Annotated in this window: 21 protein-coding genes and 1 pseudogene; 17 read left to right on the top strand and 5 right to left on the bottom strand. The window is 57.0% G+C overall.

The window, feature by feature from the left end; all coding sequences use genetic code 11:
* The 3 genes from ACI3K0_RS26970 to ACI3K0_RS26980 form a co-directional block, all read left to right on the top strand.
* Positions 1 to 199 (top strand): hypothetical protein (locus tag ACI3K0_RS26970; RefSeq protein ID WP_404946614.1); only part of this gene is annotated, 199 nt, incomplete at its 5' end.
* A gap of 160 nt (positions 200 to 359) precedes the next feature.
* Positions 360 to 599: a type II toxin-antitoxin system Phd/YefM family antitoxin gene (locus ACI3K0_RS26975; RefSeq protein ID WP_404946615.1), complete on the top strand. Its 240-nt coding sequence runs from the start codon at positions 360 to 362 to the stop codon at positions 597 to 599.
* On the top strand, positions 599 to 1015 hold the full coding sequence (locus ACI3K0_RS26980) for a type II toxin-antitoxin system VapC family toxin (RefSeq protein ID WP_206829595.1): 417 nt from the start codon (positions 599 to 601) through the stop codon (positions 1013 to 1015). Before ACI3K0_RS26975 ends, ACI3K0_RS26980 begins: the two co-directional genes overlap by 1 nt.
* A gap of 98 nt (positions 1016 to 1113) precedes the next feature.
* On the opposite strand, the gene ACI3K0_RS26985 is transcribed toward ACI3K0_RS26980, so the two are convergent.
* Positions 1114 to 1404 carry a hypothetical protein gene (locus ACI3K0_RS26985; protein ID WP_206829596.1) on the bottom strand — a complete coding sequence of 97 codons (291 nt, stop codon included), beginning with the start codon at positions 1402 to 1404 and terminating at the stop codon, positions 1114 to 1116.
* A 188-nt stretch (positions 1405 to 1592) separates the two neighbouring features.
* On the opposite strand from ACI3K0_RS26985, the gene ACI3K0_RS26990 reads away from it, so the two are divergent.
* The 10 genes from ACI3K0_RS26990 (at position 1593) to repC (ending at position 12820) form a co-directional block, all read left to right on the top strand.
* On the top strand, positions 1593 to 1880 hold the full coding sequence (locus ACI3K0_RS26990) for a hypothetical protein (protein WP_404946616.1): 288 nt from the start codon (positions 1593 to 1595) through the stop codon (positions 1878 to 1880).
* 50 nt (positions 1881 to 1930) lie between these two features.
* A complete protein-coding gene (locus ACI3K0_RS26995; RefSeq protein ID WP_404946617.1) occupies positions 1931 to 3037 on the top strand; it encodes a tyrosine-type recombinase/integrase in 1107 nt (368 codons plus the stop codon).
* Positions 3038 to 3289: 252 nt separating this feature from the next.
* The gene (locus ACI3K0_RS27000) at positions 3290 to 5650 is read left to right on the top strand and encodes a S8/S53 family peptidase (protein WP_404946618.1); all 2361 of its coding nucleotides are present in this window, start codon (positions 3290 to 3292) and stop codon (positions 5648 to 5650) included.
* A gap of 3 nt (positions 5651 to 5653) precedes the next feature.
* Positions 5654 to 6820, top strand: a complete 1167-nt coding sequence (locus tag ACI3K0_RS27005; RefSeq protein WP_404946619.1) for a trypsin-like serine peptidase — start codon at positions 5654 to 5656, stop codon at positions 6818 to 6820.
* Positions 6821 to 6831: 11 nt separating this feature from the next.
* Complete coding sequence (locus ACI3K0_RS27010) at positions 6832 to 7833, top strand: glycoside hydrolase family 19 protein (RefSeq protein WP_404946620.1); 1002 nt, start codon at positions 6832 to 6834, stop codon at positions 7831 to 7833.
* Between the two features lie 511 nt (positions 7834 to 8344).
* Positions 8345 to 8641 (top strand): type II toxin-antitoxin system RelE/ParE family toxin, encoded by a 297-nt coding sequence (locus ACI3K0_RS27015; protein ID WP_404946656.1) that lies wholly within the window; start codon positions 8345 to 8347, stop codon positions 8639 to 8641.
* A 1-nt stretch (position 8642) separates the two neighbouring features.
* Positions 8643 to 8936: an addiction module antidote protein gene (locus tag ACI3K0_RS27020; protein WP_404946621.1), complete on the top strand. Its 294-nt coding sequence runs from the start codon at positions 8643 to 8645 to the stop codon at positions 8934 to 8936.
* A 297-nt stretch (positions 8937 to 9233) separates the two neighbouring features.
* Positions 9234 to 10397, top strand: coding sequence for a plasmid partitioning protein RepA (gene repA / locus ACI3K0_RS27025; RefSeq protein WP_404946622.1), 1164 nt, complete (start codon positions 9234 to 9236; stop codon positions 10395 to 10397).
* Positions 10394 to 11410, top strand: coding sequence for a plasmid partitioning protein RepB (gene repB / locus ACI3K0_RS27030; protein ID WP_404946623.1), 1017 nt, complete (start codon positions 10394 to 10396; stop codon positions 11408 to 11410). Before repA ends, repB begins: the two co-directional genes overlap by 4 nt.
* 195 nt (positions 11411 to 11605) lie before the next feature.
* Positions 11606 to 12820: a plasmid replication protein RepC gene (gene repC, locus ACI3K0_RS27035; RefSeq protein WP_404946624.1), complete on the top strand. Its 1215-nt coding sequence runs from the start codon at positions 11606 to 11608 to the stop codon at positions 12818 to 12820.
* 235 nt (positions 12821 to 13055) lie between these two features.
* On the opposite strand, the gene ACI3K0_RS27040 is transcribed toward repC, so the two are convergent.
* The 4 genes from ACI3K0_RS27040 to ACI3K0_RS27055 form a co-directional block, all read right to left on the bottom strand.
* Entirely contained in the window at positions 13056 to 13577 is a 522-nt protein-coding gene (locus ACI3K0_RS27040; RefSeq protein ID WP_404946625.1) for a hypothetical protein, read from the bottom strand.
* Positions 13570 to 14262 (bottom strand): hypothetical protein, encoded by a 693-nt coding sequence (locus tag ACI3K0_RS27045; protein ID WP_404946626.1) that lies wholly within the window; start codon positions 14260 to 14262, stop codon positions 13570 to 13572. The genes ACI3K0_RS27040 and ACI3K0_RS27045 overlap by 8 nt, the downstream gene beginning before the upstream one ends.
* A gap of 362 nt (positions 14263 to 14624) precedes the next feature.
* Entirely contained in the window at positions 14625 to 16289 is a 1665-nt protein-coding gene (locus ACI3K0_RS27050; protein WP_404946627.1) for a type IV secretory system conjugative DNA transfer family protein, read from the bottom strand.
* Positions 16286 to 16588: a mobilization protein gene (locus ACI3K0_RS27055; protein WP_404946628.1), complete on the bottom strand. Its 303-nt coding sequence runs from the start codon at positions 16586 to 16588 to the stop codon at positions 16286 to 16288. Before ACI3K0_RS27055 ends, ACI3K0_RS27050 begins: the two co-directional genes overlap by 4 nt.
* A gap of 187 nt (positions 16589 to 16775) precedes the next feature.
* On the opposite strand from ACI3K0_RS27055, the gene traA reads away from it, so the two are divergent.
* From traA to ACI3K0_RS27075, 4 genes and pseudogenes are all read left to right on the top strand, one after another.
* The gene (gene traA / locus ACI3K0_RS27060; protein ID WP_404946629.1) at positions 16776 to 20285 is read left to right on the top strand and encodes a Ti-type conjugative transfer relaxase TraA; all 3510 of its coding nucleotides are present in this window, start codon (positions 16776 to 16778) and stop codon (positions 20283 to 20285) included.
* Between the two features lie 14 nt (positions 20286 to 20299).
* Complete coding sequence (locus tag ACI3K0_RS27065) at positions 20300 to 21058, top strand: DUF6118 family protein (RefSeq protein WP_404946630.1); 759 nt, start codon at positions 20300 to 20302, stop codon at positions 21056 to 21058.
* Between the two features lie 108 nt (positions 21059 to 21166).
* Positions 21167 to 21547, top strand: a pseudogene (locus tag ACI3K0_RS27070) (IS66 family transposase zinc-finger binding domain-containing protein); the annotation flags it as partial.
* A 563-nt stretch (positions 21548 to 22110) separates the two neighbouring features.
* On the top strand, positions 22111 to 22389 hold the full coding sequence (locus tag ACI3K0_RS27075) for a hypothetical protein (RefSeq protein ID WP_404946631.1): 279 nt from the start codon (positions 22111 to 22113) through the stop codon (positions 22387 to 22389).
* The last annotated feature ends 51 nt before the right edge of the window (positions 22390 to 22440 follow it).

A 22440-nucleotide genomic window follows, 5' to 3' on the forward strand; every position in this document is an offset into this window, starting at 1 on the left:
TCCGCCGCATGGTCTGCGCCCCTTTGTTGTTGCCGAAAACACCATGCCAAGGGCAGCACACGGACGCAATCTCGCCATCCGCACTGCCCGTTATCGGGCACTGCCACCAAATCAGCCCCGCTTACGCCCCGCTTACGTCATCTTAGCGATATCGGCAAAGGGCAAGACATTGAATTTATACTTAATTATGTCTTTATAGAAACTGAAATGGCAGTTTGGTTTCTCTACCGCCGATGATGCTCAGCTGCAATCCTAACCATCGATAAGTATCGCTTATCGGAAGTGAGTAGACCAGCCGCTTGACCAACTTCGTTGGGCCGCCTAATCTCGTGCCAAAGCAGACACCGAGACCCGCGCCTATGACAACCACCGTAAAGATTTCCGAAGCGAAAACGCATCTGTCCGATCTGCTGGCCCGGGTCGAGGCCGGCGAGGATTTTGTCATCGCTCGTGGAAATGATCCCATCGCCCGCGTCACCCGTATCGCCAGGGAAAACGACCTGCAGCTGCTGCTCGCCGAAGTCCGCGCCGCCCGCCTGAAGGCAACGCCTTCCACCCATGAGGAAATCCTCTCCTGGCGCGACGAAGGCCGCCGTTGATGTCTTTTGTCATCGACGCCTCGATGGCCGCCGCCTGGCTGCTGCCGGAAGAGTTTTCCGATGCGGCCGAAGCGGTGATCGCCACCATCGACGCCCCCTGCCCCATCCCGTCGCTGTTTTTCTTCGAGATCCGCAACATTCTGGCCATGTCCGAGCGTCGCAGCCGGATTGCCGCCGGTGCCGCGCTGGTCAATATGGAACGAGTCCGCCGCCTGCCGCTCGACGATGCCGGCATTGGAAGCGACAGTTATGTGCTGCTGCTGTCCGCCAATCATGGCCTGAGCGCCTATGATGCCGCCTATCTGGCGCTCGCGCTCAATCGCAGTACTCCGTTAGCGACGCTCGACCGCAAACTCGCCGCTGCCGCCCGCAAGGAAGGTGTTCCGGTCCTGGGGCCGTTTGCCCATGGCGACTGATTTTGTCACGCTGTCACGGATGGTTTGATGGGAGCGGTGATCAATCTCACGCAAGCGAACAGGCCAGACCCCATGGCGTATGCCGGTGACTTGGCTCTCTACGGATCGCCGTCTTTTTCGAGAGGGATGAGCAGGCTGGGAAATTCGGTTTCCGACGGAAGGTCGGCAATTCTCCGCATCAATCGGTCCAGTCGATCCGTCGTAAAAGCCTTGTCGGCGAACCAGATCTCGATTTCGGCCGGATCAAGCGTATCAACCATCGAGGGTGTCGGCACAGCGCAGCCCGACGCCCGGATGGTGCGAATATTGTGCTGGTATCGCCAGATGCGTTCCGCCATCGGCAGATCGGGTCCCGTTCTCAAAAGCTTGTCCTTCGGCCACTCAGGCACTGGCATCTCCTCGCGTTCAACGGAGTGTAGCAGCATCGCCCGTCCATGCCATTGGCAAAAGGCAAGGTTCGGCCGCATTCATCAGCCGGCGAAAAGCGTCGGCGTCTCGTTGAAACGAAGTCTGGCTGATACTGCGCTATAACCGATCTACCCAAGCCGCCCATCCATCGCCAGAAAAGGCACTTTTCATGGAAGATCGCATCCGCTTCGCCCTCGAAAAACTGCTCAACATTGCGCATCAGGATTCCGGCCAGGGCCGGCGTGTGGCAAATTTTCTGCTCGCCTGGTGGAATGCCGAAGAGCATGGCGGCTTCGACCTGACCGATCTGGCCAATGTCGATCGCGAAGTGTCCGAGGACATGGCAACGATCTTTACCTGGCTCGCGCGTGAGGAAGATGTGGTTTACCCGTACGAGTATCGCAGCGAAATCGAGCAGGTTATTGCGCGGTGGCGGCCTCGGGCGGCTGTGGAATGATGGCAAAGTCCGGCAAACCCGCTCGGGATCTTTCTTCCGTCGAGGGACGGATGGCAGAGCTCGACACAATCGCTGCCGTCCTGCCGATGGAGCGGCGCGACGAGCTCGCCGAGCTGTTGACCGATCAGGATGTTGAGACGCTGCGGCATCTGGTCAACGAAGGCATGGGCGACAACACGCTTCGCGCGCTTACCTCCGATCTTGCGTATCTGCAGGCCTGGTCTTTGGCGGCCACGGGAAAGTCCTTACCTTGGCCGGCGCCCGAGGCATTGCTGCTAAAATTTGTTGCGCATCATCTGTGGGATCCGGCAAAACGCGGAACCGATCCGGATCACGGAATGCCGGCGGACGTAGAGCAAAATCTTCGCGGCCAGGGGTTTCTGAAGGCCATCGGCCCGCATGCGCCTGACACCGTGCGCCGGCGGCTGGCCAGCTGGTCGACCCTGACGAAATGGCGCGGGCTTTCCGGAGCCTTCGCCTCCCCTGCCCTCAAGTCGGCCATTCGTCTCGCTGTCCGGGCCACGCCGCGACCACGCAAAAGAAAGAGCGCCAAGGCGGTCACCGGCGATGTGCTGGCCAAAATGCTGGCGACCTGTGCGAGCGGCAGCCTGCGCGATCTCCGCGACCGGGCGATCCTGATGGTAGCGTTCGCCTCAGGTGGGCGCCGGCGCAGCGAGATTGCTGGACTGCGTCGCGAGCAGCTAACGGTCGAGCCAACGATCATTGTCGAAGGCGGCCCTCCCCTCCCCTCGCTTGCCATTCATCTCGGACGGACGAAAACATCCGGTGCCGATCACGACGAGGTTGTCTATCTTACCGGCCGGCCGGTCGAGGCGCTGGATGCATGGATGACGGCGGCAAAGATCGAGGCTGGGTCTGTGTTCCGAAAGGTCGATCGCTGGGGCAACGTGTCGAAGCGGGTGCTGGACCCGAAATCGGTCAACGATATCGTCAAGCAGCGGGCGGCGATGGCTGGGTTGGAGCCTGAGGAGTTTTCGGCACACGGGTTGCGGTCAGGCTATCTGACGGAGGCTGCCAATCGCGGCATTCCGCTGCCAGAAGCAATGGAGCAATCACGACATAAGTCAGTGCAGCAGGCATCAAGCTACTACAACAATGCGACTCGGCGAAGTGGACGGGCGGCAAGGCTTCTGTAAAGACGCATTCGGATAAGACCGCTTGCACACTGCTAAGTCAGATCGTTGTTTTCAGCCCTGACGCGACAAAAAAAGCAAAGTCTGTATGTACGCCGGATGACGCAATGAAGGCTCACTCGAGCAAAGAAGACCTACGCCACTCGATTGAAAGATAAATTTAATCTAAGTGATTGCAATAAGCAATAAAATCAACTTGAAGTATATTCTTGGAGTGATACCATCCATGGCGCACGACTTGATGGGAGTTGAGGCATGGGCAGGCACTCTAACGCAAGCAATTTTATTTTTGTTGCACTGCTGTTTTTATTTCCTTCCACGACAACACGCGCAGAGATAATTGGCGATATACTGACAAGTAGCAAGGATTCCTTTGCTGTGCAGTTTGAGGGCCAGCTCGGTGCTTTGTGGAAAAATGGTAGCATTCCGGTCGCGTTTCACCGAGTCAGAGACAGCGGAGAAAAAGTTAGCCAAATCTGGGTCGATAGATACCAGCTCAGCTATTTTCCTGCTTGGCTGGACGCATTAACGTGCGACCTAAACCCCGACGTTTGTTACCGTGTTTTGCACTTACCGCAGGCGCCGCTTGAGAAAATTGGACTCAGCAGCACTTATCAGTTGGGAACCGAATCTGGCATCTGGAGCGAATTAAAGCCAGGTTATTCGCTTGTTATGCCGGATATTACGGTTGTCCGAGATACAACAGCTGTCACCCGGCCATGGCCTGAGAACAAGTCCATTGAAGATCTAAAGTCTGCCAATTACGTCTGTCAGACGAACTTTATTGCGACACTGTCGTGTGACGACCTTTTCCGGTACTACAATCCGAAATTGGGTCGTTTACTAGATAAGCAAAATACATTCGAAGAACCAACATACACCTACACATTCTATATCGATTCAGACTGCAGCTCCCTCTGTGCGATCATCAAGCCGGCAAATGAGCTAAAAATATCTGCGGGAAAATTGAAATTACCCTGGTGGGACGAGTCACCCTATAGGCTCGTGACGACTGTCGGGGCTGCTGAGAAATCCATGGCATCTGGGAAGAAAGTTGACGAGCTAACAGCCGTTGACAACGCGCCAACTTTTGACCAACGGGCCACAGATGTAATTATGAAAAGTGCCAAGGATGCGACGCTTGATTTGAAGGTGAACCAAGCGAAGGGTGCCTTGGAAAAAGGAGGTTGGAACCGCATCATAGGCATCCAGCGTTTCAGTGGTCCCATCTCGTCACGGCAACAGTCATGGTGGAAAATTGCAAGGTTGCCCGAAGGCGCGAAAGCAGACGATCTCTCCGGTCAGATAACGTCAAACCAGAGTGTTATGATCATTGACAGTGCTTTTGACGAGAAACACTGCGAATTTACTAAATCCAAATTTACCGTCTGGGATTGCAAGAACGCTGAAAACAATTTCCAAGCGACCAATACGTGCAAAATTCGTACCAACGATCAGCAGATCGCAGCAACTGCTCCAAATTCGGTAGCACGCGGCTTATGCGGCGATGCTGGAGTTGTTGACGAAATCCCAAACCCGAATACGAAGCCTTTTCGGGATCGCAGTCATGGCACACATTTGGCCGGCATTGTTGGTGCGAGATGGGATGACAAATTTGGCACCGGCGGTATTAATCCGGATGCCTACATTATCGGCGTTGAGATCGATTTCAACAAAGCAAAAAATGATCGCTACGGGCAGTGGTTGGCGGCAAACCTCTCGCAACTAATGATCAAGTCAAATGTGCGCATTGCCAATCTCAGCCTCGGGCTCGATGTCTCCGCGACTTCCGCGACCACTGAAGGCACAACACGTACAAATGATTGGCTAACGCAACTGATAAAAGGGAAGCGCGAGGTTGCGCTTTTCGTTGCAGCCGCAGGCAATGAGCGCGATCCAGATGGCGAGTGTCTAACCATGCCTGCGTGCAAGGTCGACACCTATAGTAATATTGTCAGCGTTGTCGCTATGGACGTGGTTGGTCAACGTGTGATGAACAACGCCAATTTCAATCGCAAATTCACCATTGGGACGGTTGGCGAGCAAATATTTGCTCCGATACCTGACAACAAATTCTCAGCCTTTTCAGGGAGTTCGCAAGCCGCAGCTGTCGTCTCCGGCGCGGTCAGCCTAGCGATTTCTATTGGTGGAAATTTCGCAATGGCTCCTTACCAAATCCGGCAGCGCTTGATTGCCTGTTCCAATATTTCTGGATCAGACATGCTAGATAAAATGACTGGCGGGGACCTAGACTTCGAGTGCTTGGCCAACGCGACGCTCGACTTGGCTTACCGGGTTGGAACCAGCCCATCGGGCACGGTGCTTAGTGGGCAACTGATGCCAGGGATATTGCATTTCACCGACATCACGACCAACAGCACGACTGAATTTCGAACCGAACGGATTCTCGGGTTCCAAAGATTGCCGGGCGACCCAGATGACGTTGTCCTGTTCCTCGCTCGCACCGGGGAGGACAGCAAAGCGCAACCAGAAAGGTTGCGCGGGAGCCTTCAAGGCAATGACGTGTTGAAGATCCAGACGAGCGCCGGAACGCTGGAGCGCATTAAGGTAGAAGAGATCGCAAAATTCGTCAGCCGATCCGTGCAAGGGGGGTGACCGATGAGATTCATTGTGCGCGCCGTGTTGTTGGCTGTTCTCACGCTCCAATCTAGCGTGGCATTCTCGCGGCAGAATGTGGAGGCACTGATAGATGGCACGGTGGATGAGAAGGTATCAAACATCTCACTTGCGAATTTTGATGTTGAACAAAATGAACAGTCGTCGGTTGCAACTTTTGAATATTCTCATCCCGGCTCGCATAAGCCCTCTCGCTATTTACGTCTCGTCATCAACGAGTTGATTCTGGGTGATGGCGACAAGTTCGTTATTGAAGGCACAGACCTGTCTTCACTTGGCAATGTGAACGGACAGACTTTAATGGGCCCAATGAAGCTTGAGAAACCGTTGACGACGGACCTGGTCTACGGCAGCTGGATGCGAATTTCGCTCATTTCAAAGCAGATTCAGTCTGCCAAAGTGAATATAAAGAACTTTGTATATCAAGACGATGCAGCTGATCCCCAGTTATCGATTTACGACACCGACGACCGGCTAAATTTTACCAGTGTGGGTAATCCCACGCTATCGGCGACCGGGCGCGCGGTGATCTTCATTAGCTATTTGGATGGAGAAAGCTCACGCGTTTGCTCCGGTTTTGTGATCAATTCCGACGAGATAATGACCAACGAACACTGCGTAAATTCGTTCGCAAAATGTCAGACCGCTAGCATCGTGTTTGACTATCTTCAAACCAACGGTGTTATCACGATGGGCGAGCAGCGCCGTTGTTCTGAGGTAATCGTCAGTGATCGCGTCCTTGACTACTCGGTCTTGAAGCTCGATCAACCGGTCCCCCAAATCGCGCCGATCGCGTTTGCTAAAACAGACGTGCCTGTCGGTGTCCCCACGTTCCTCATTCAACATCCCGGCGGAGAGCATAAGCAGCTCGCAGAGGTTGGTTGCCAAGTTATTGATCCGAAGGAACCGGGACTGGATCCCCAACAGCTTAGCGATGTGACACACCGTTGCGATACGATCGGTGGGGCCTCAGGATCGCCAATTGTTACTCCCACACTTGATGGTCAGCATTTCTGTGTCGCCGCACTTCATCACCTTGGCTTTGATGATGAGGGGAAATTCGTCACCAAGAACCGCGCCGTCAAAATATCGCTGATCGCGGAACAGCTTAAAGAGAGATCGATCGAATACACAACTTGCACCCAATGAGGGAGAAAGAAATGCAGTTCACCAGGCGCACGCTTTTCATCGCCAGCTCATCCATGCTGCCAGTCGCGTCACCATCTGTGCAGGCACAAAGTGACTGCGGACCATCGGTTGAATCGGCAGAAAATCTTGTCACCTCATTAAGGATCTCGAAGTTCTCGCCACGTGCTCGCGCTGATCTTGTGGCAGCAATTGTCAATAAATGGCCTGATGCCTTCAGGGCTGGTGTTACGACACCGATCAGAACGCAGCATTTCATGACGCAGATGGCGACAGAGAGCGGCGGTTTTGTCCGCATCGATGAGAATTTGAACTATAGCGCAAAGCGCTTGCGTGAGATTTTTCCTAGACGGGTCTCTGAAGAGCTAGCTCAACGATTGGCGAACCGGCCTGAGGCGATAGCCAATCACGTCTATAATCGCCGTGACCTCGGCAACACCGAGCCGGGCGACGGTTGGCGTTTTCGGGGTTCCGGGTACATCCAATTGACGGGACGCAGTAATTTCAAGGCCCGCGATGCAATCCTTAAAATGGGCATTGTCGAAAGCCCGGATCTGGTACGCCAGCCGGTGGCTGGCTTTGCAGCCGCAGTTGCCTATTGGCAAGCTGTGAATGGTAATGCGCTCGCCGATGCAGGTGACATCGAAGCCGTCAGACGTGCCGTCAATGGCGGCCTTATCGGAATTAAAGAATCGAGAGTTTGGCTGGCTCGAGCAAGGCGCTATTTCGTGTCTCAAGCGGTAAACGTCGAATCGTCAGACAGCCCGAGTGCTGAAGAGATCCAAGCGGTGCAGTCACTGCTCAATGAGACGCTAGGCATAAAAAGGCCTGCGGCAGAGGCGGGTGACTCAGGCGAATTTATCGAGTCGCTGCAAGAATTCAGGAAAAAAGCGGACCTTCCTTCTGTCAACGTCGGCGGTGCACCAGCAGGAGCGAAGGTAAGGTTGCTTTACGATGAAGATGCACTCTATACGCTGACAGATCCAGTGTTCGCTATCCCAGCAGATCCTCAATAGTGTCAGGTTGGGAGTTTCTCGGACTGAAATAGCATGACACTCTGGCGTCATTTGTCGGGTGATTGGCTTGGTCGTCTCTATTGGCCGAGCCTTCCATGCTTACGCGTTGCTCGACACGACGCTATGCTGTGTTATTCAAACCGAGCGCTTTAGTTCATCCAGCTCACTCTGAGCCACTACTAGATATGTTTTATCGCTACCATTTCGATGTGAAGAAGACTGCACGCGTGAGTTCGGGTGAGAGTAAAACCCCAAAGGGTTGAAACAATTACATGTTGATCAGTTGGGCCCCCCATTTCCACGTAAGACGTCGCGGAGTGGTATCGCACTTGGTGGCCCTTGGTTGCGTTTGCTTAGTCGGCCCCCTGCCCTATCAGCCCAAATGCTAGCAAGGGCACCTTCCGATGTTTGTGTGAGTGCCGCATACCTCATGGTGCACGAAAGTCGGTGCCGTAGAGCGTCGCGGATGAGCTGGTTGTAAAAGTGTAGTTTTTCGACTACATCGGATATGATGATCGAGATTAGGCAGACGGCGACCTTCGTCAAATGGGAAGCGCATCTTCGCGACAAGCGAGCTAGAACCATAATCGCGTCCCGGCTGATGCGATTAGCCGAAGGTCTGCCGGGTGATGTGGAACCAGTTGGCGAAGGCGTAAGCGAGCTGCGAATACATTACGGCCCTGGATATCGCGTTTATTTCCAGAAACGAGGCGATGTCTTGATCGTATTGTTGTGTGGTGGAGACAAGGGATCGCAGACCCGAGACATCGCTGCTGCAAAGAAACTCGCCAAGGAATGGAGCGTGTAAATTGACTGAACAGCTCACAGCTTACGATCCTGCTGCCGCGCTTGTCGACGATGAAGAGATCGCCGCTTTCATGGCTGACGCTTTTGAAACAGGCGATGCGGCCTACATAGCCAAGGCGCTAGGCGTCGTCGCCCGTGCAAAAGGGATGACCGAAATCTCGCGCAAGTCTGGGCTTTCTCGTGAACAGCTCTACCGTTCATTCAGTGAGCGCGGAAACCCGACGCTGAAGACAACCCTTGCGGTTATGCGCGCACTGGGTGTCGATATGACGGCGAAAGTTTCTTCGACCGTGTAGTTTCGGTCCGTCATCGTTCGGCAAGGTCGGAAACTGCCGGGATTTTAGCTCGGCGCGACGATCTAGCGTACTAGATGCATCGAAGCAGTGAGTTGCCACCTAGCAACTTTCTCCCAAGCACCGGGTACGCTATTGATTTGCTTAGTTTTTCCGTTAACCTTTCGTTAACATTAAATCCCTTGCCATCGTTTCCGACTCGGAGCATCTTAACTACGAAGTTAGCACCGATCCCGGAGAATTTTCGTAGTTATGGCAAAGGCTCGTAGTCAGAACGTCCTTTTAGGCGACAAACGTCCCATGACGGAAGTCATTGCGGGTGATGGTGCTGCGCTCTCTGAAGAGCTGCAGGCGATGCGCGCTGCGCTCTTTCCCCCGGTGGCCCAGAAGGTTTTGCGATCATTCTCATCAGTGGAGGCAGCCAAGCTGATCGGAATAGCAGACGCCTATCTGCGCCAGCTCTCATTGAATGGCAAAGGTCCGCAACCGACTATCAGCGCAGGTGGCCGCCGATCCTATACGCTTGACCAGATCAACGAACTTCGTGCCGTCCTCGATCAGACCTCGAAAGGTAAGGAATACGTCCCTCATCGCAAGCCCGGTGACCATTGCCAAGTAATGGCCGTCGTCAATTTCAAAGGTGGATCGGGCAAGACAACGACAGCAGCCCACCTCGCGCAGTATCTCGCCCTACAGGGTTATCGAGTTCTAGCCGTCGACCTTGACCCACAGGCCTCATTGACTGCGCTTCATGGATACCAGCCAGAGTATGATATCGGCAGCAATGAAACGATGTATGCGGCGGTTCGTTACGACGATCACAGGCGGCCGATAAGCGACGTCATTCGCAAATCATACATTCCTGGTCTCGATATCGTACCCGGGAACCTGGAGCTTATGGAGTTCGAGCACGATACGCCTCGTGCCCTAGCCGATCATTCGGGAGAACCATTCTTCGGGCGTGTAGCTACTGCACTCGGTTCCGTTGCCGACAATTACGACGTGATGGTTCTGGACTGCCCTCCACAGCTCGGCTTCCTGACGTTGGGTGCGTTGTGTGCATCTACTGGTCTGCTGATTACAGCGCATCCGCAGATGCTCGACGTCATGTCGATGTGCCAGTTCCTGTTGATGGCATCCGACCTCCTCAGTGTTGTCCAGGATTCTGGCGGTGACCTAGAGTATGATTTCATCCGTTATATAGTCACTCGCTATGAGCCGTCCGATGGACCTCAGGCGCAAATGGTCGGATTTATGCGATCTTTGTTCCGCGAACGTGTTTGTACGAACGCGATGCTGAAGTCGACGGCGATTTCTGACGCAGGCCTCTCCAAGCAGACGCTTTATGAGGTCGGCCGAGAGAACTTCTCTAAGTCTACCTATGATCGGGCTATCGAGTCATTGGACGCAGTGAACGCGGAAATCGAGACATTAATCCGTCAGGCATGGGGGAGAGCTGAATGAGCCGCAAGGACACTCTCAAAACGATGCTAACTAGGCGAGAACGGGAGTTGCCACCTAGCAACTTTGATCAAACCGAACACAGCTCGGAGCTCGAAGCTGTAGTGGAAGAGAAGAAGCTTCAGCACATTCGTTCCGGAGCCGTTGGAGCCATGGGGCGCTCTCTGGGCAACATTGCTAGCGCAGCAGATCAAGCCCGCGCTTTGATCGCAGCAGGATCGGCAGTTGTGGAGCTTGATCCGAAAAAGATCGAGGGCTCTTTCATTTCAGATCGCCTTGCCAGTGATGGTGAAGCTTACGAGCAATTGGTTGAAGCAATCCGCGACACCGGACAGAAAAGTCCTATTCTGGTTAGGCCGCATCCGTCTAAGGCAGATCATTATCAAATCGCATTCGGACATCGCCGAGTTCGTGTCCTGGCTCAGCTCGGCAGGACCGTAAAGGCTGTTGTTCAGAACCTGACTGACGAAGAGTTGGTTGTTGTTCAAGGGCAGGAGAATTCCGCCCGTGCCGACCTAACCTACATCGAGCGAGCACTTTTCGCCTTGGCGTTGGAAGCGAAGGACTATGATCGCAAGGTGATCATGGCGGCGCTGAGCATGGAGAAAACCCAGCTATCAAAACTTATCTCGCTTGGTCATTCGCTTCCGCGTGATCTAATCGAAGCAATCGGACCCGCGCCCAAGATTGGCCGTCCGAGGTGGGTGGCGCTGGCTGAGAAGTTGCCAAAGGCCAGATCAAAAGTGCTCGACGAGGTATTGGGAAGCCCGAAATTTAAGGGCGCAGATACAGATACAAGGTTTGAGCTGGTCTTGGCTGCGTTATCGGCCCAGCCCGTTCGTAAGGGTTCCGAATCGATTAAATCGGAGGAAGGTGTCACGCTTGCATCCGTTGAGCGCAAGGGGACGAAGATCTCTCTGCAGTTCGATGAGAAAGCTACGCCTGAATTTGCAGAACTCGTCATGGAGCAGTTGCGCGATCTCTACGGCGCTTACTTGGCATCGCGCAGATCATGACCAAACTGACGACGCTTTAAAGCATCAGGAAAGGATCAAAACGGCAAAAGAAAAAGGCCCCCAAACGTTCCCGTCGTGGAAGCCCTTCTCTGTCTTGTAGCAAAGCAAGAATCGCATTTCCACGAATCCCAGTCAAGAGTCTTTGGCACCGTTTTGGTGAGCGAATTTCTTTTGCCTTCTGAAAGGTGAGAGACAATGCAGATTGGAAATGTGACGACGCCTTTCGGGCGGCGGCAGATGACGCTTGCCTTGGTAAAAGGTCAGCTTGATAAGCCGGTGCTGAGAGAGGGCAGGCTCGTTGAAAAATGGAAAGTGTTTCGCGACGTCGCTGAAGCACGGCAACTGCTCGGCCTTCAAGACAGAGCGCTGGCGGTTCTTGATGCTCTGCTGACGTTTTACCCGAGCAACGAGCTGAAACCTGATGGAAGCCTGGTGGTCTTTCCGTCTAATGCCCAGCTATCGGTACGCGCTCACGGTATTGCAGGTACGACGCTGCGCCGGCATCTCGCCGCCCTCGTCGACGCTGGCCTAATCCACCGGCGCGATAGCCCGAACGGCAAGCGCTACGTCCACCGTGACGGCGATGGCCAGATCGAGCAGGCGTTCGGCTTTGATCTCGAGCCGCTCGTGTTGCGTGCCGCCGAGCTTGCCAGACTTGCCCAACAGGTGGCGGAGGAGGGGAGGGCGTTTCGTCGCTCCAAGGAAGCCCTCACGCTCTGCCGGCGCGATGTCCGCAAGCTGATCAGCGCAGCGATGGAAGAGGGCGCTGACGGCGATTGGGAAGCGATCGAGGAGATGTATGTCTCCATCATTTCGGCGCTTCCACGCTCCCCCAATCGCAAGCAGGTAGAAAATGTGCTCGAAGACATGGGACTTTTGCGCGAGGAAATCATCAACCGTCTGGAACTTCAGCTAAAATCAGAAAAAACAGACACCAATGATGTCCATAATGGGCGCCACATACAGAATTCAAAACCCGAATCCATCTATGTTCTTGAACCTCGCTCAGAAGAAGAGCAGGGCGCGATGGTGGAGCCGACCAAGCCACGTGTGGTCGAACCGATAAAGGCATTTCCGCTGGGAATGGTGTTGAGAGCCTGCCCACAGATCGCCGACTACAGTCCAGGCGATGGCATTGTGAGCTGGCGCGATCTGATGGCCGCTGCCGTAGTTGTTCGATCGATGCTCGGCGTCAGCCCGTCCGCTTATCAGGATGCCTGCGAGGTGATGGGGCCAGAGAATGCCGCGGCGACGATGGCCTGCATCCTCGAGAGGGGAGGGCACATCAACTCGGCCGGGGGATATCTGCGTGATTTGACGACGAGGAGCCGGCGAGGGGAGTTTTCGCTTGGACCGGTGCTCATGGCGCTCCTTCGTGCTAACGGCGGTAGTTCACGAGCAACTGGATGAGCTGGTGGTTTCTCGATGCGCAATTGTGGCTCAAAGCCTGTGTATCCGCTGAATTGGGATGTAGCGAATCGAGCATACCGGCAGAGAGCTGCCGACACAGGATGCCGACAGCTCGGCCAGGGGAGGGCGGCGGTAGCCGCCCCGCTCCGAGGCGAACGCGCTCCCCAATTGCGCCGTAGAGAGCCGGAAGAGCGGCGAGAGATGATGCCTTAGCGCTCAGCGCCGGGACCGCTTTTCAGAGTTTTAGGCCAGTGTCATCAATGCGCATGAGATCGTGGAGGATCGAACGCAGCTCTGGCCACGGTGTTTCGTCCAAGAAATCACCAATATCCCCATATTCGACGACCGAATGCAGCTTCGCGATGATGCCGGGAACCGATTGGGCAGGAGTTCCCCAGAGCGCCTTTACCAAAACCTTCTCTTCGTCAGCGGCGTCCAATTCGGCTTTAAGGGCTCGGCTGTATGCAATCTCAAGATCAGCGACGTCGGAAGCCTTGTCCTGCTCGCCTTCATGCAAATTGCGCTCGATTTCAAAAAGCTTCGTTTCCAGACGTTGCTGCCGCAGGCATAATTCCCCGCAGCGTTTGTGCGCGGCGAACCATTTATGCCAGAGATCAAGGATCGGCTCGCTGTGGCCGGCCTCCTGCAGCGCAGGAGATGCGCCGCCTGCTTGTCGTGCATTTGTTGCTGTGATTGACGCCAGCGCGACGGAGAGCAGGTCGCGCCGGCTGATCGAGGCCATCGAAGTGTCAATCATGGCTGATCCTCCCGATGCGTTCCAAGTCAGCCAGGAGCAGGTCCATTTCCGGAGCCACAAAGGATTTCCGGAACTCTGGATCGCCGGGCTCCCATTTTGGGTGTCGTCGATTGACAGGCATTTTCATTTCCAGGATCGAGTGTAGTTTCGCGGTCGCACCCAGAAGCGTCAGCGCGGGTGTATGCGCGAGGCTAACAGCCAGCTTGCGCCGCCTGGCCCAAGCCTGCTTCTCTGCCCGCTCGGCGCGACGGTACCCGGCATGCTCGGCAAATCGATTCCATTTCGACTGCATTGTGGCCAGCTGGCCCTCGATCGAGGGCCGATCTTCAGGGGCTATCCAGCCCTTGGAGGCGTAGTGATCGATATCCTGATTGCTTCGGACGGAAAAATGGCCTGTCTGCAGGGCCGCACGTTCGATCTCGACGACGGGCAAAGGCGTGGTCCGGTATAATTCGTTTTCGAGATCGAGAAACGTCCGGTGCGTTACGATGTAGAGGTCGTGTGGATGTTTCCACTCGCGCCAGCCCGACGCTGCAGGGTCATCTTCCGCCTGCATAGCGGGGGCAACTCTCGTGTTGGCAAAGGTTTGGGTGCCGGCGACTGCGGCCATAGAGATTGTTGTCCCTGCCAGCAGCGTTCGGCGGGTTATTAATGGCAAAATTCTGCTATTCTCGAAATCAGCCATGATTCAAGCTCCAACAAGCTAGATTGTGGTCAGGCTGGGAAACGTGGTGCAAACACGAGACCCAGCCGCTAACACAATGACAGTAAATGACGCCATTTATTTCGTCAATAAACGACGTCATTTATTCGGCCACATGGCGATTTTGACAAAGTCCCTAAAGGCAATTATTCGATCATCTTATGGGACGACCGCCGCTTAATTTCAAAGATATAAAGATCCGCCTCTCTTCGGAAACGAGAGAGAGGATCGAAGCGTTGGTCGGCAACTATCAGATCTCCGCATTTGTCCGTGAGGCCGTCGAGAACGAGCTTGCCCGACGCGAAGCCAAGCGTGATCAGAAAGACTGAAGCGGTGCTTCCTGTTCACGCAGGATCAAACAGTCCAGCGAACTCCGGATCGGAATAATAGGTAAGCTTTCCGGCGATGATCGGCCGCTGCCCCGCGAGGAACAACAATTGCCCGTGAGCCGGCATGTTGCGTACTTCATCAGGGGTGAGCAGGGACCGTGCTGTATGATGTTGGCTGTAGGATAGGCCAGATTTCTCGGAATCTAGAGCGCGCGTAATCGTCTGGAATATGACGGTCTCATGACCGAGCAAATCGGACACGAGGCGGGCGCTGTCGTGGTCGTTAACGCCAAAAATCTGCAATACGCCGGCATTAGAGAGGAAAGTCCCGGCCTTCTGTCCGTATGTGGCCCGCAGTTGGTGAACATCCTGCAGGATCGGCCAGAGTTGGACACCATAACCGGCCATTAGTCCCATCGCGCGTTCGATGGCAGCCAGGTGACCGAGAGCCGCGAACTCATCCAGCAGATATAGTGTTGGAGTTTGCGGTTTTGTCGGATCGCGGGCCATGTCGAGCAGGCTCTGGGTGATGAGCAGGCGCAGCCAGCGCGAATAGGTGGAGAGCCGATCGGGTGGCAGGACGAGGAAGACCGAAACATTGCGACGCTTGAGATCGGCGAAGTGGAAATCCGATCGGCCGAGCACAGCTGTCATGCGCGGACTATCCAAGAAATGCGTATGCCGCTGCGCGGCCGACACAACGCCTGCCGCTTCACGGTCGGACTTGCCGAGATGGCGATTTGCGGCGCGCGCAACCAGTCCACCGCACGCTGCCGTTTCCTGCATGCGTGTCAGAAGGGCGGCAAAGCTGTCAGGCGCAAGCGTCAGATATTCGCGGAGCGTGGCGAGATGCCTGCGGCCGATCGGCTCGATAGCGACGATCATCAACAGCAATCCGGCAATCAGGGCTTTGGCCTCTTCGTTCCAGTGGGCTTCACCGGCCATGCCCGGTCCGTCGAAGACGAGAGCGTCGGCCAGAGTGCTTACGTCTTCGGCCACATCGAGCCCATTCACGTCGAGCGTGTCGATCGGGTTAAACGCCGCAGATGGCTTGCCCGTGACCGCGAAAGGATCGAGGATATAGACCGGGCCGAAGGTTTCGCGCGCGCGGCCAGCGATCCTGGCATTTTCTCCCTTGGGATCGATGCAGATCACGGAGCGATCGGCGGTCAGGAGATTTGGGATAATGGTTCCGACGCCTTTGCCGGTCCGCGTCGGCGCCATCGTCAAGAGATGCGCCGGCCCATCATAACGCATGAGGCTCTTTGACTTCGGGTCGCGTCCGATCAGAAGGCCAGAACCAGACCTGGTCATCGGGGCGACTTCCTTGTGCGTCGCGAACCGTGCCGATCCATGAGTGTCGTCGGCCGTGTCGCCGAAATGGACAATCAGGGGATTGGTGACGAGACGGAACAGGAACAGCAGGGCGAAGGCGGTCGTGAGGAGATTGCCGATCATCCAAAACACATCGCCGCGCTCGGCCCCGACCGCTTGCATGACGTATTGAAGAATGAAGGCGACGAAGACCACGACGAGCACGTAGAAGATCGACATTTTGAAGACCACGATGCCATACCGGAAAGGTGCGGTGATCAGGGCAACAGACGCCCATAGAGGATCGCGGGCTGCAGCACGGATCAGGTTCTTAAAGGCCCCCCAGGCGCGCGTCGTCTGGTTCATCTGCTTCCCTCCTCGTCCTTGAGCTGCTCTTCCTGCAGAGGCAATAACAGATCCTCCTCGAAGAGCTCGCGGTCGTTTTCCCGCACAAGAAAACCAGGCAGTTGATCACGTAGCCATTGCCTTAGCTGAGCGTCGAAGACCGGGTCCTTGCCGTGCTGAAGTTGATGAAGGACGAAGGCGCCGAGCAGGATCTTTCGTCTGGTATCGCGAGCGCGTGTGTGTCGCCCGAGACGGGTCAGAAGGGTTTGTTTGCGAGCCTCGAGTTGAGCAATCCTTTGTACGATCGACCTGCGTGCCATGTGCGCCTCCTTGGGTTGTAGGAAGGCTACAGCAGGCAAAAATAAATGATCAACTATCAGATTTGGTAGTGGCGGCGCGCAGCGCAATCCCGTACGAAAGAGCGAAGCGAATGAAGTTTTAAGGGCGCACTTACGAGTTGCTACGCAACTCAGCGCTGAAATTGACTTTGGTCGGATCGGGGCAGGCGTGGCAATTTACCACTGCAGCATGAAACCGATATCGCGCAGCAGCGGCAGAAGTGCCGTGGCGGCCGCTGCCTATCGCTGCGCCGAGCGGCTGACCAATGAACGCGACGGGATCACCCACGATTTTACCCACAAGGCCGGGGTCGAGCACAACGAGATCGTTCTTCCCGATGGCGTGAAGGCCGATTGGGCGGGGGATCGTTCGGCGCTGTGGAATGCAGCCGAGCATGCCGAAAAGCGCAAGGACGCGCGGGTGGCGCGGGAGCTGGAAATTGCCTTGCCGCATGAGCTTTCGAGCGAAGGGCGGATCGAGGCTGTGCGGGCGTTCGCGCAAGTCTTGGCCGACCGTTATGGCGCGGCGGTGGACTTCGCCATTCATGCGCCTCACCAGGCGAGCGATGTTCGTAATCACCATGCCCATCTGATGATGACCACGCGGCAGGTGAGGGAGGACGGACTGGGTGGAAAGACCATTCTTGAGCGCGAGAACAAATGGCTCCTCGCCAACGGCCGGGCGACAACCGACATGCAGCTTCGCGACCTCCGACAAAGATGGGAAGGTATCGCAAACGAGAGGCTGGCAACGGCCGGGCTCGATGTCCGGATCGACCATCGCTCGCATATGGATCGAGGGCTGGAGATCGAGCCGACGGAACATGTCGGCGTTCATGCGACCCAGATGCAACGACAGGGGATGGGGGTGGAGCGGGCTCGGTTAGATGCGGAGGCGGCACAGAGAAATGCCGACCTGATCCGCGAAAAGCCGGAACAGGTTCTGACGATCATCACCGCAGAAAAGAGCGTGTTCGATCGGCGCGACATTGCTCGCACGCTGCACCGCTACATCAACGACGATGTGCAGACGTTCCAGAACGCTTTCGCGGTGGTGATGGCATCGCCGGCATTGGTCGAGCTTCATACAGGCGAGGTCGAGCTTGCGAAATACTCGACCCGCGAGATGGTCAATCTTGAATCCGGCATGGCGCGATCGGCGGAGCGGATGGCGGATGATCGCAGTCATGGTGTCGATCGCCGGCATGTCGCTGCAGCGATCGGCCGGCAGGATACGGCCATCCAGAAAGCGTCCGGTGATGGTGCTGCACGGCTGTCGGATGAGCAGCGCCAGGCGATCCAGCATGTGACGGGGCCGGAGCGGATTTCGGCGGTCGTCGGGTTTGCCGGTGCTGGTAAATCCACTATGCTAGCGGCGGCGCGTGAGGCATGGGAAGCGCAGGGGTATCGGGTTAACGGTGCGGCACTTTCCGGCAAAGCGGCCGAGGGGCTTGAGGAGAGTTCCGGGATCGAGAGCCGGACGCTTGCGTCCTGGTCGCGGGGTTGGGAACGTGACCGTGGGACGCTCAGCCGCGGCGATGTGTTTGTCATCGATGAGGCCGGCATGGTCGGCAGCCGGCAGCTCGCCGGCTTCATTGGCGAGGCCGAGCAGCGCGGCGCGAAAATCGTCCTGGTTGGGGATCATGAGCAGCTGCAGGCGATCGGTGCCGGCGCACCGTTCAGGGCCATTGCCGAGCGGATTGGTCATGCCGAACTTTCCGAAATCCGCCGGCAGCGCGAGGGCTGGCAGCGAGAGGCGTCGGTTTCGTTTGCCACCCACAAGACCGCTGATGGCTTGGCGGCCTATCGGGATCATGGCGACATTCATTTTGCTGCCGATGGTGATGCGGCGCGGGCGGCGATCGTGCGGGACTATCTTGCCGATCGTGAGAACCGTCCGGACGGCAGTCGTGTCGCGATGGCGCATCGCCGCGTCGATGTTCGAGCTATCAACGACGCGATCCGTTCGGGACTTCAGGAACGCGGCGAGCTGGCGCGGGTCACGCCTTGTGGTCCAGGTGAGGGTGAGCTTTCGATCGGGGAGGGCAGGGCGCAGGAGCGGGTTCGGGCGCTGACCTATCAGACGAATGACGGAAAGCGGGATTTCGCCGAGGGCGACCGGATCGTGTTTCTGGAAAACGATCGGGATCTCGGCGTCAAGAATGGCATGTTGGGGAAGGTGCTCTCCGTCGAGCAGGACGCGATACAAGTGCAGCTTGACGGGAGAACGGCGGATCAATCCGATATCGTCTCTGTACCGGTGAACAGTTACCAGGCCATTGATCATGGCTATGCGACCACCATTCATAAGAACCAGGGCGCGACCGTCGATCGGGCCTTTGTGCTGGCGTCGGGCACGATGGATCGGCATCTCACCTATGTCGCCATGACCCGTCATCGTGACGGGGCGCAGCTCTATGCTGACAGGCAAGAGTTTACCGACAAGAAAGCGGGCCAGCTGGTGGCGCATGGGGTTGCGCCCTACGAGCACAAACAAGGCAACCGCGACAGCTATTTCGTGACGCTGGAGAATGCCAACAACGAGCGCTCGACGACGTGGGGTGTGGATCTGGGGCGGGCGATGGCCGAGGCGTCCCCGGAGATCGGCGCGACGATCGGCCTTCGTCATGAAGGCTCTGTGCCGGTGAGTTTGCCGGACGGGACTGAAACCCATCGCAACGGGTGGCGGGTGCAGGGTGCGACCGAGCTCGCCTATGACCAGCTCGAAAGCCGGCTGTCGCGTTCTGGGGCGAAGGAAACGACGCTGGACTATACCCGTGATTTTGCCGAGCGGCGCGGCATTGCCGAGGCGATCGGCGTTCGCAGTGAGATCGATCTTGCTGGTGCCGTAATCAAGGGGCACGAGGCGCCCTCCCTCGCCACTACGGAGAGGGCAGTTCAGGATCGGTCTACAAGCGAGCGTTCTGCTTACGAGGAGCGTACCCCCTCGCAGGCCGGTCCTGAGCGCGTTGAGCGTGCTCCCCGGCGCGGCATGTTCGATGGGCTGAAGCTGAAGCCTGGCGGTGGCGCTGCGCAGACCGAGCGGCCAGCGCGAGAGGGTGAGCAGTCTCCGGACGGAAGGGGCGAGCGTGACAGGCTGGCGGATCGGGTGCGGTCCATGTCGGGCTTTGAGCAGGCCGTGGATCGCTATGCGCAGGCCTATAGTTCCGTCGATCGGCAGGTTGGCCAAAAGCTCCCCGTTCTCGACACGCAGAAGCAGGCTTATCGCGCCGCGGCGGCTGACCTGGATCAGGTTCGGCCCGGATCGCATGCGCTCGTGCGCTCCGCCCTGCAGTACGATCCTCAGACGGCGCAAGCCATGACGCAGCTTTCCGGCCGAGAGCGTGTCGGCCAGCTCGTCGCCGGCATGGACCGGGAACGCGCCCTGCAGGCCGATCCGAATGTGCGGGCGGATCGCTTCATCGAGCGTTGGAACGAGCTTCGTTCCGAACGCCAGGCGCTTCGGGGTTGGAACAATGACGAGGCGCGGGGTAAGGTCGATGCGGAAATGCGTGGGATGAGCCAGCGTCTTGGCGGCGACCCGCAGCTTGAAACGACCCTGCGCAATCGCGCCCAGGAAATGGGGATACGTTACATCGGTCGGGATCAGACCGTTGACCGTGAGATGGAGCGGCAGCTGACCCAGAGCCGCAGCCAGAGCATGGGGCTCGAACGATAGAAGGACGAGACGGCATGACGGACAATGATCGCAATCAGCATCCCGAGGACATGGAGCCATCAGCGTTCCACGGCGAGGATGATGGCGGCAATCCGGCTGCTGCCTTCGAGGCCCTACGCGATAGAGTCGAGGACTTGGCCGCCGATCTCGGCCGGGAGATGACGACGATCCGCAAGGGTGTCGAATCCGCCTTCGACCAGCTGGAGCGGCAGGGTGCGACGGTCGATTATAGCGCCGAGCTGGGTCGTATGACGCAGCAGCTTGCCGTCATGGGCGAGCACCTGCAGGCCATCCACCAGGCGCCGGTTCTCCGGCAGGGGGCCGAGCACTATGCCCGTGTCCTCGAGCGCAGCGGCGAGGGCTTGGTTCGGTCTGCCGTTCAGAAGCTCGAGAGCCGGGCTTCCGATCTCGAGCGCGTCACCCGGAACCTGTCCGCCCATGTGGAGGGAGCCCGCGAGCGGCGACGACAGAATTGGTGGTTGGTCGGCGTTGGCGGCTCGTGCGTAGTGGCTGGCATTTTGTTGACGTTGATTGCGCCGGCGGCCTTGCCGTTCTCGGCGGCACCACGTGTGGCAGGTTTCGTGATGGGTGACGATGCCTGGAATTCCGGCATGGCATTGATGCGGTTCGCCAGTCCGGCGTCCTGGGAGCGAGTTTCGGCCGCCGATCGGCTGATCGAGGCAAACAGCAACGCAATCACCGCCTGCCGCAAATCCGTTGCCTCGACAGGAAAGCCGCAGGCGTGCTCTATTACCATATCAGCCGGTCAGTGAGGTGGGCAGATGGCTCGGTTCAAATGCGATGCCTGTGGTTTTGACGGCGAGCGGGAATGGCAGGGCCGGGCCTGGAACTGGAATTGCAAACGCGGTCCTTGCTCCTAAAAGATCGACCGTAAGATCGAGCAGTTCGAGCTGATGCTGGAGGAGATCGAGGCCTCTCGTGCCGAAGCTGAGCTGCGCTCCGGGAAACCTCCTCTGCCAGAGTTGGACGACGCATCCGAGAAGCCGAAGCGCAAGCCTCTACCCGATGATCTCGCCACCGAAGAACTGGTCTATGCGGCTCCCTGCAATTGCCCGACCTGCGGTGGCACTTCGTTCCTGAAGGCGGCCGACAGAGTGGTCCAGGTGCTGGAGCACGTGCCGGCGGCGGTCAAGATTGTCCGGCATGTCGAGAAGCGCATGATCTGTAGGGAATGCGATACAACAGTGGTTGGTGAGATGCCGACCTTGCCGATCGAGCGCGGCAAACCCGGGCCGGGACTACCAAACGTGACGTCGCCTTTCTTTGGCAGGATGAATATGTCCATCAACGTGAGGTCGCCAAGTCCGGTGACGTAGCCGCCGTCTTCTTCCGGTGACGTAGCGATCGGCAACGTGAATCTTAAAAGCTGCGGCATGCCGAACATGTCGGAAGGCACCAGGCCTCTCAGGAGAAACTGGTTGGCGTGCGGGTCGCCGGGAGCGTCGATGAAGCTCGGGATGAAATAATCCTGGAAGTTGATGGTGATCTTCGGTGTCAGCGGATTGTTGGCATCGTTGATTGCGTCGTGGGCCTCTTGAGCCAGACTTGCGGATGCGGGCAGAGCGGTCACAACAATGACGGGGAGCATGAAGATTGAACGCACGGCGGACTCCTTTAAGACGCCGAGCGAGTTCAGCACAGAAGGAGCGACCTTGACAGGATGTTACCGTTACATTGGATCGGCGAGCAGCGCCGTTGTGCTATTGTTACTGTAACATCCTCGCTTTCGATGGCTAAATATGCTCGTGCTCTAAGGCCGTAGCCGTCTATCGCAGCCGGTTTTCTGGAGGAGCGTGTTACCGTCATGGATACGCCGAGGGGTGCCGCGCGCCGGGGTCTTCTGAAACTGATGATGCGCATGCCGCAGCGTCGGGGCGAGCTCCAGGATCTATGGCAGCGTGACCAGACGTTCCAGGCTCTTTGTGAAGCCTACGAGGACGCGACATCCACGTATGAGCGGCTAGTGACGCGCCCTCTACCGGGCGACGCAGATCTTATCGACGAATATCGTGACCTCTGCACGGGCCTCGAGCAGGACGTCGAGCGCCGTTGTGTCGGACAACAGTCGCCCAAGCAGGCGTAATCCCAATTTGAACCGATCGAACACCGCTGCTAGGAATTCGGATAGTCTATT

The sequence above is a fragment of the Rhizobium sp. ZW T2_16 genome, assembly GCF_044987325.1.
Taxonomy (GTDB): Bacteria; Pseudomonadota; Alphaproteobacteria; order Rhizobiales; family Rhizobiaceae; genus Neorhizobium; species Neorhizobium cellulosilyticum.

What these genes read in the sequence shown, in the direction of transcription:
- ACI3K0_RS26975 (WP_404946615.1), top strand. Translation starts at nt 360, where the DNA reads ATGACAACCACCGTAAAGATTTCCGAAGCGAAAACGCATCTGTCCGAT.
- ACI3K0_RS26980 (WP_206829595.1), top strand. Translation starts at nt 599, where the DNA reads ATGTCTTTTGTCATCGACGCCTCGATGGCCGCCGCCTGGCTGCTGCCG.
- ACI3K0_RS26990 (WP_404946616.1), top strand. Translation starts at nt 1,593, where the DNA reads ATGGAAGATCGCATCCGCTTCGCCCTCGAAAAACTGCTCAACATTGCG.
- ACI3K0_RS26995 (WP_404946617.1), top strand. Translation starts at nt 1,931, where the DNA reads ATGGCAGAGCTCGACACAATCGCTGCCGTCCTGCCGATGGAGCGGCGC.
- ACI3K0_RS27000 (WP_404946618.1), top strand. Translation starts at nt 3,290, where the DNA reads ATGGGCAGGCACTCTAACGCAAGCAATTTTATTTTTGTTGCACTGCTG.
- ACI3K0_RS27005 (WP_404946619.1), top strand. Translation starts at nt 5,654, where the DNA reads ATGAGATTCATTGTGCGCGCCGTGTTGTTGGCTGTTCTCACGCTCCAA.
- ACI3K0_RS27010 (WP_404946620.1), top strand. Translation starts at nt 6,832, where the DNA reads ATGCAGTTCACCAGGCGCACGCTTTTCATCGCCAGCTCATCCATGCTG.
- ACI3K0_RS27015 (WP_404946656.1), top strand. Translation starts at nt 8,345, where the DNA reads ATGATCGAGATTAGGCAGACGGCGACCTTCGTCAAATGGGAAGCGCAT.
- repA (WP_404946622.1), top strand. Translation starts at nt 9,234, where the DNA reads ATGACGGAAGTCATTGCGGGTGATGGTGCTGCGCTCTCTGAAGAGCTG.
- repB (WP_404946623.1), top strand. Translation starts at nt 10,394, where the DNA reads ATGAGCCGCAAGGACACTCTCAAAACGATGCTAACTAGGCGAGAACGG.
- repC (WP_404946624.1), top strand. Translation starts at nt 11,606, where the DNA reads ATGCAGATTGGAAATGTGACGACGCCTTTCGGGCGGCGGCAGATGACG.
- ACI3K0_RS27040 (WP_404946625.1), bottom strand. Translation starts at nt 13,577, where the DNA reads ATGATTGACACTTCGATGGCCTCGATCAGCCGGCGCGACCTGCTCTCC.
- ACI3K0_RS27045 (WP_404946626.1), bottom strand. Translation starts at nt 14,262, where the DNA reads ATGGCTGATTTCGAGAATAGCAGAATTTTGCCATTAATAACCCGCCGA.
- ACI3K0_RS27050 (WP_404946627.1), bottom strand. Translation starts at nt 16,289, where the DNA reads ATGAACCAGACGACGCGCGCCTGGGGGGCCTTTAAGAACCTGATCCGT.
- ACI3K0_RS27055 (WP_404946628.1), bottom strand. Translation starts at nt 16,588, where the DNA reads ATGGCACGCAGGTCGATCGTACAAAGGATTGCTCAACTCGAGGCTCGC.
- ACI3K0_RS27065 (WP_404946630.1), top strand. Translation starts at nt 20,300, where the DNA reads ATGACGGACAATGATCGCAATCAGCATCCCGAGGACATGGAGCCATCA.
- ACI3K0_RS27075 (WP_404946631.1), top strand. Translation starts at nt 22,111, where the DNA reads ATGGATACGCCGAGGGGTGCCGCGCGCCGGGGTCTTCTGAAACTGATG.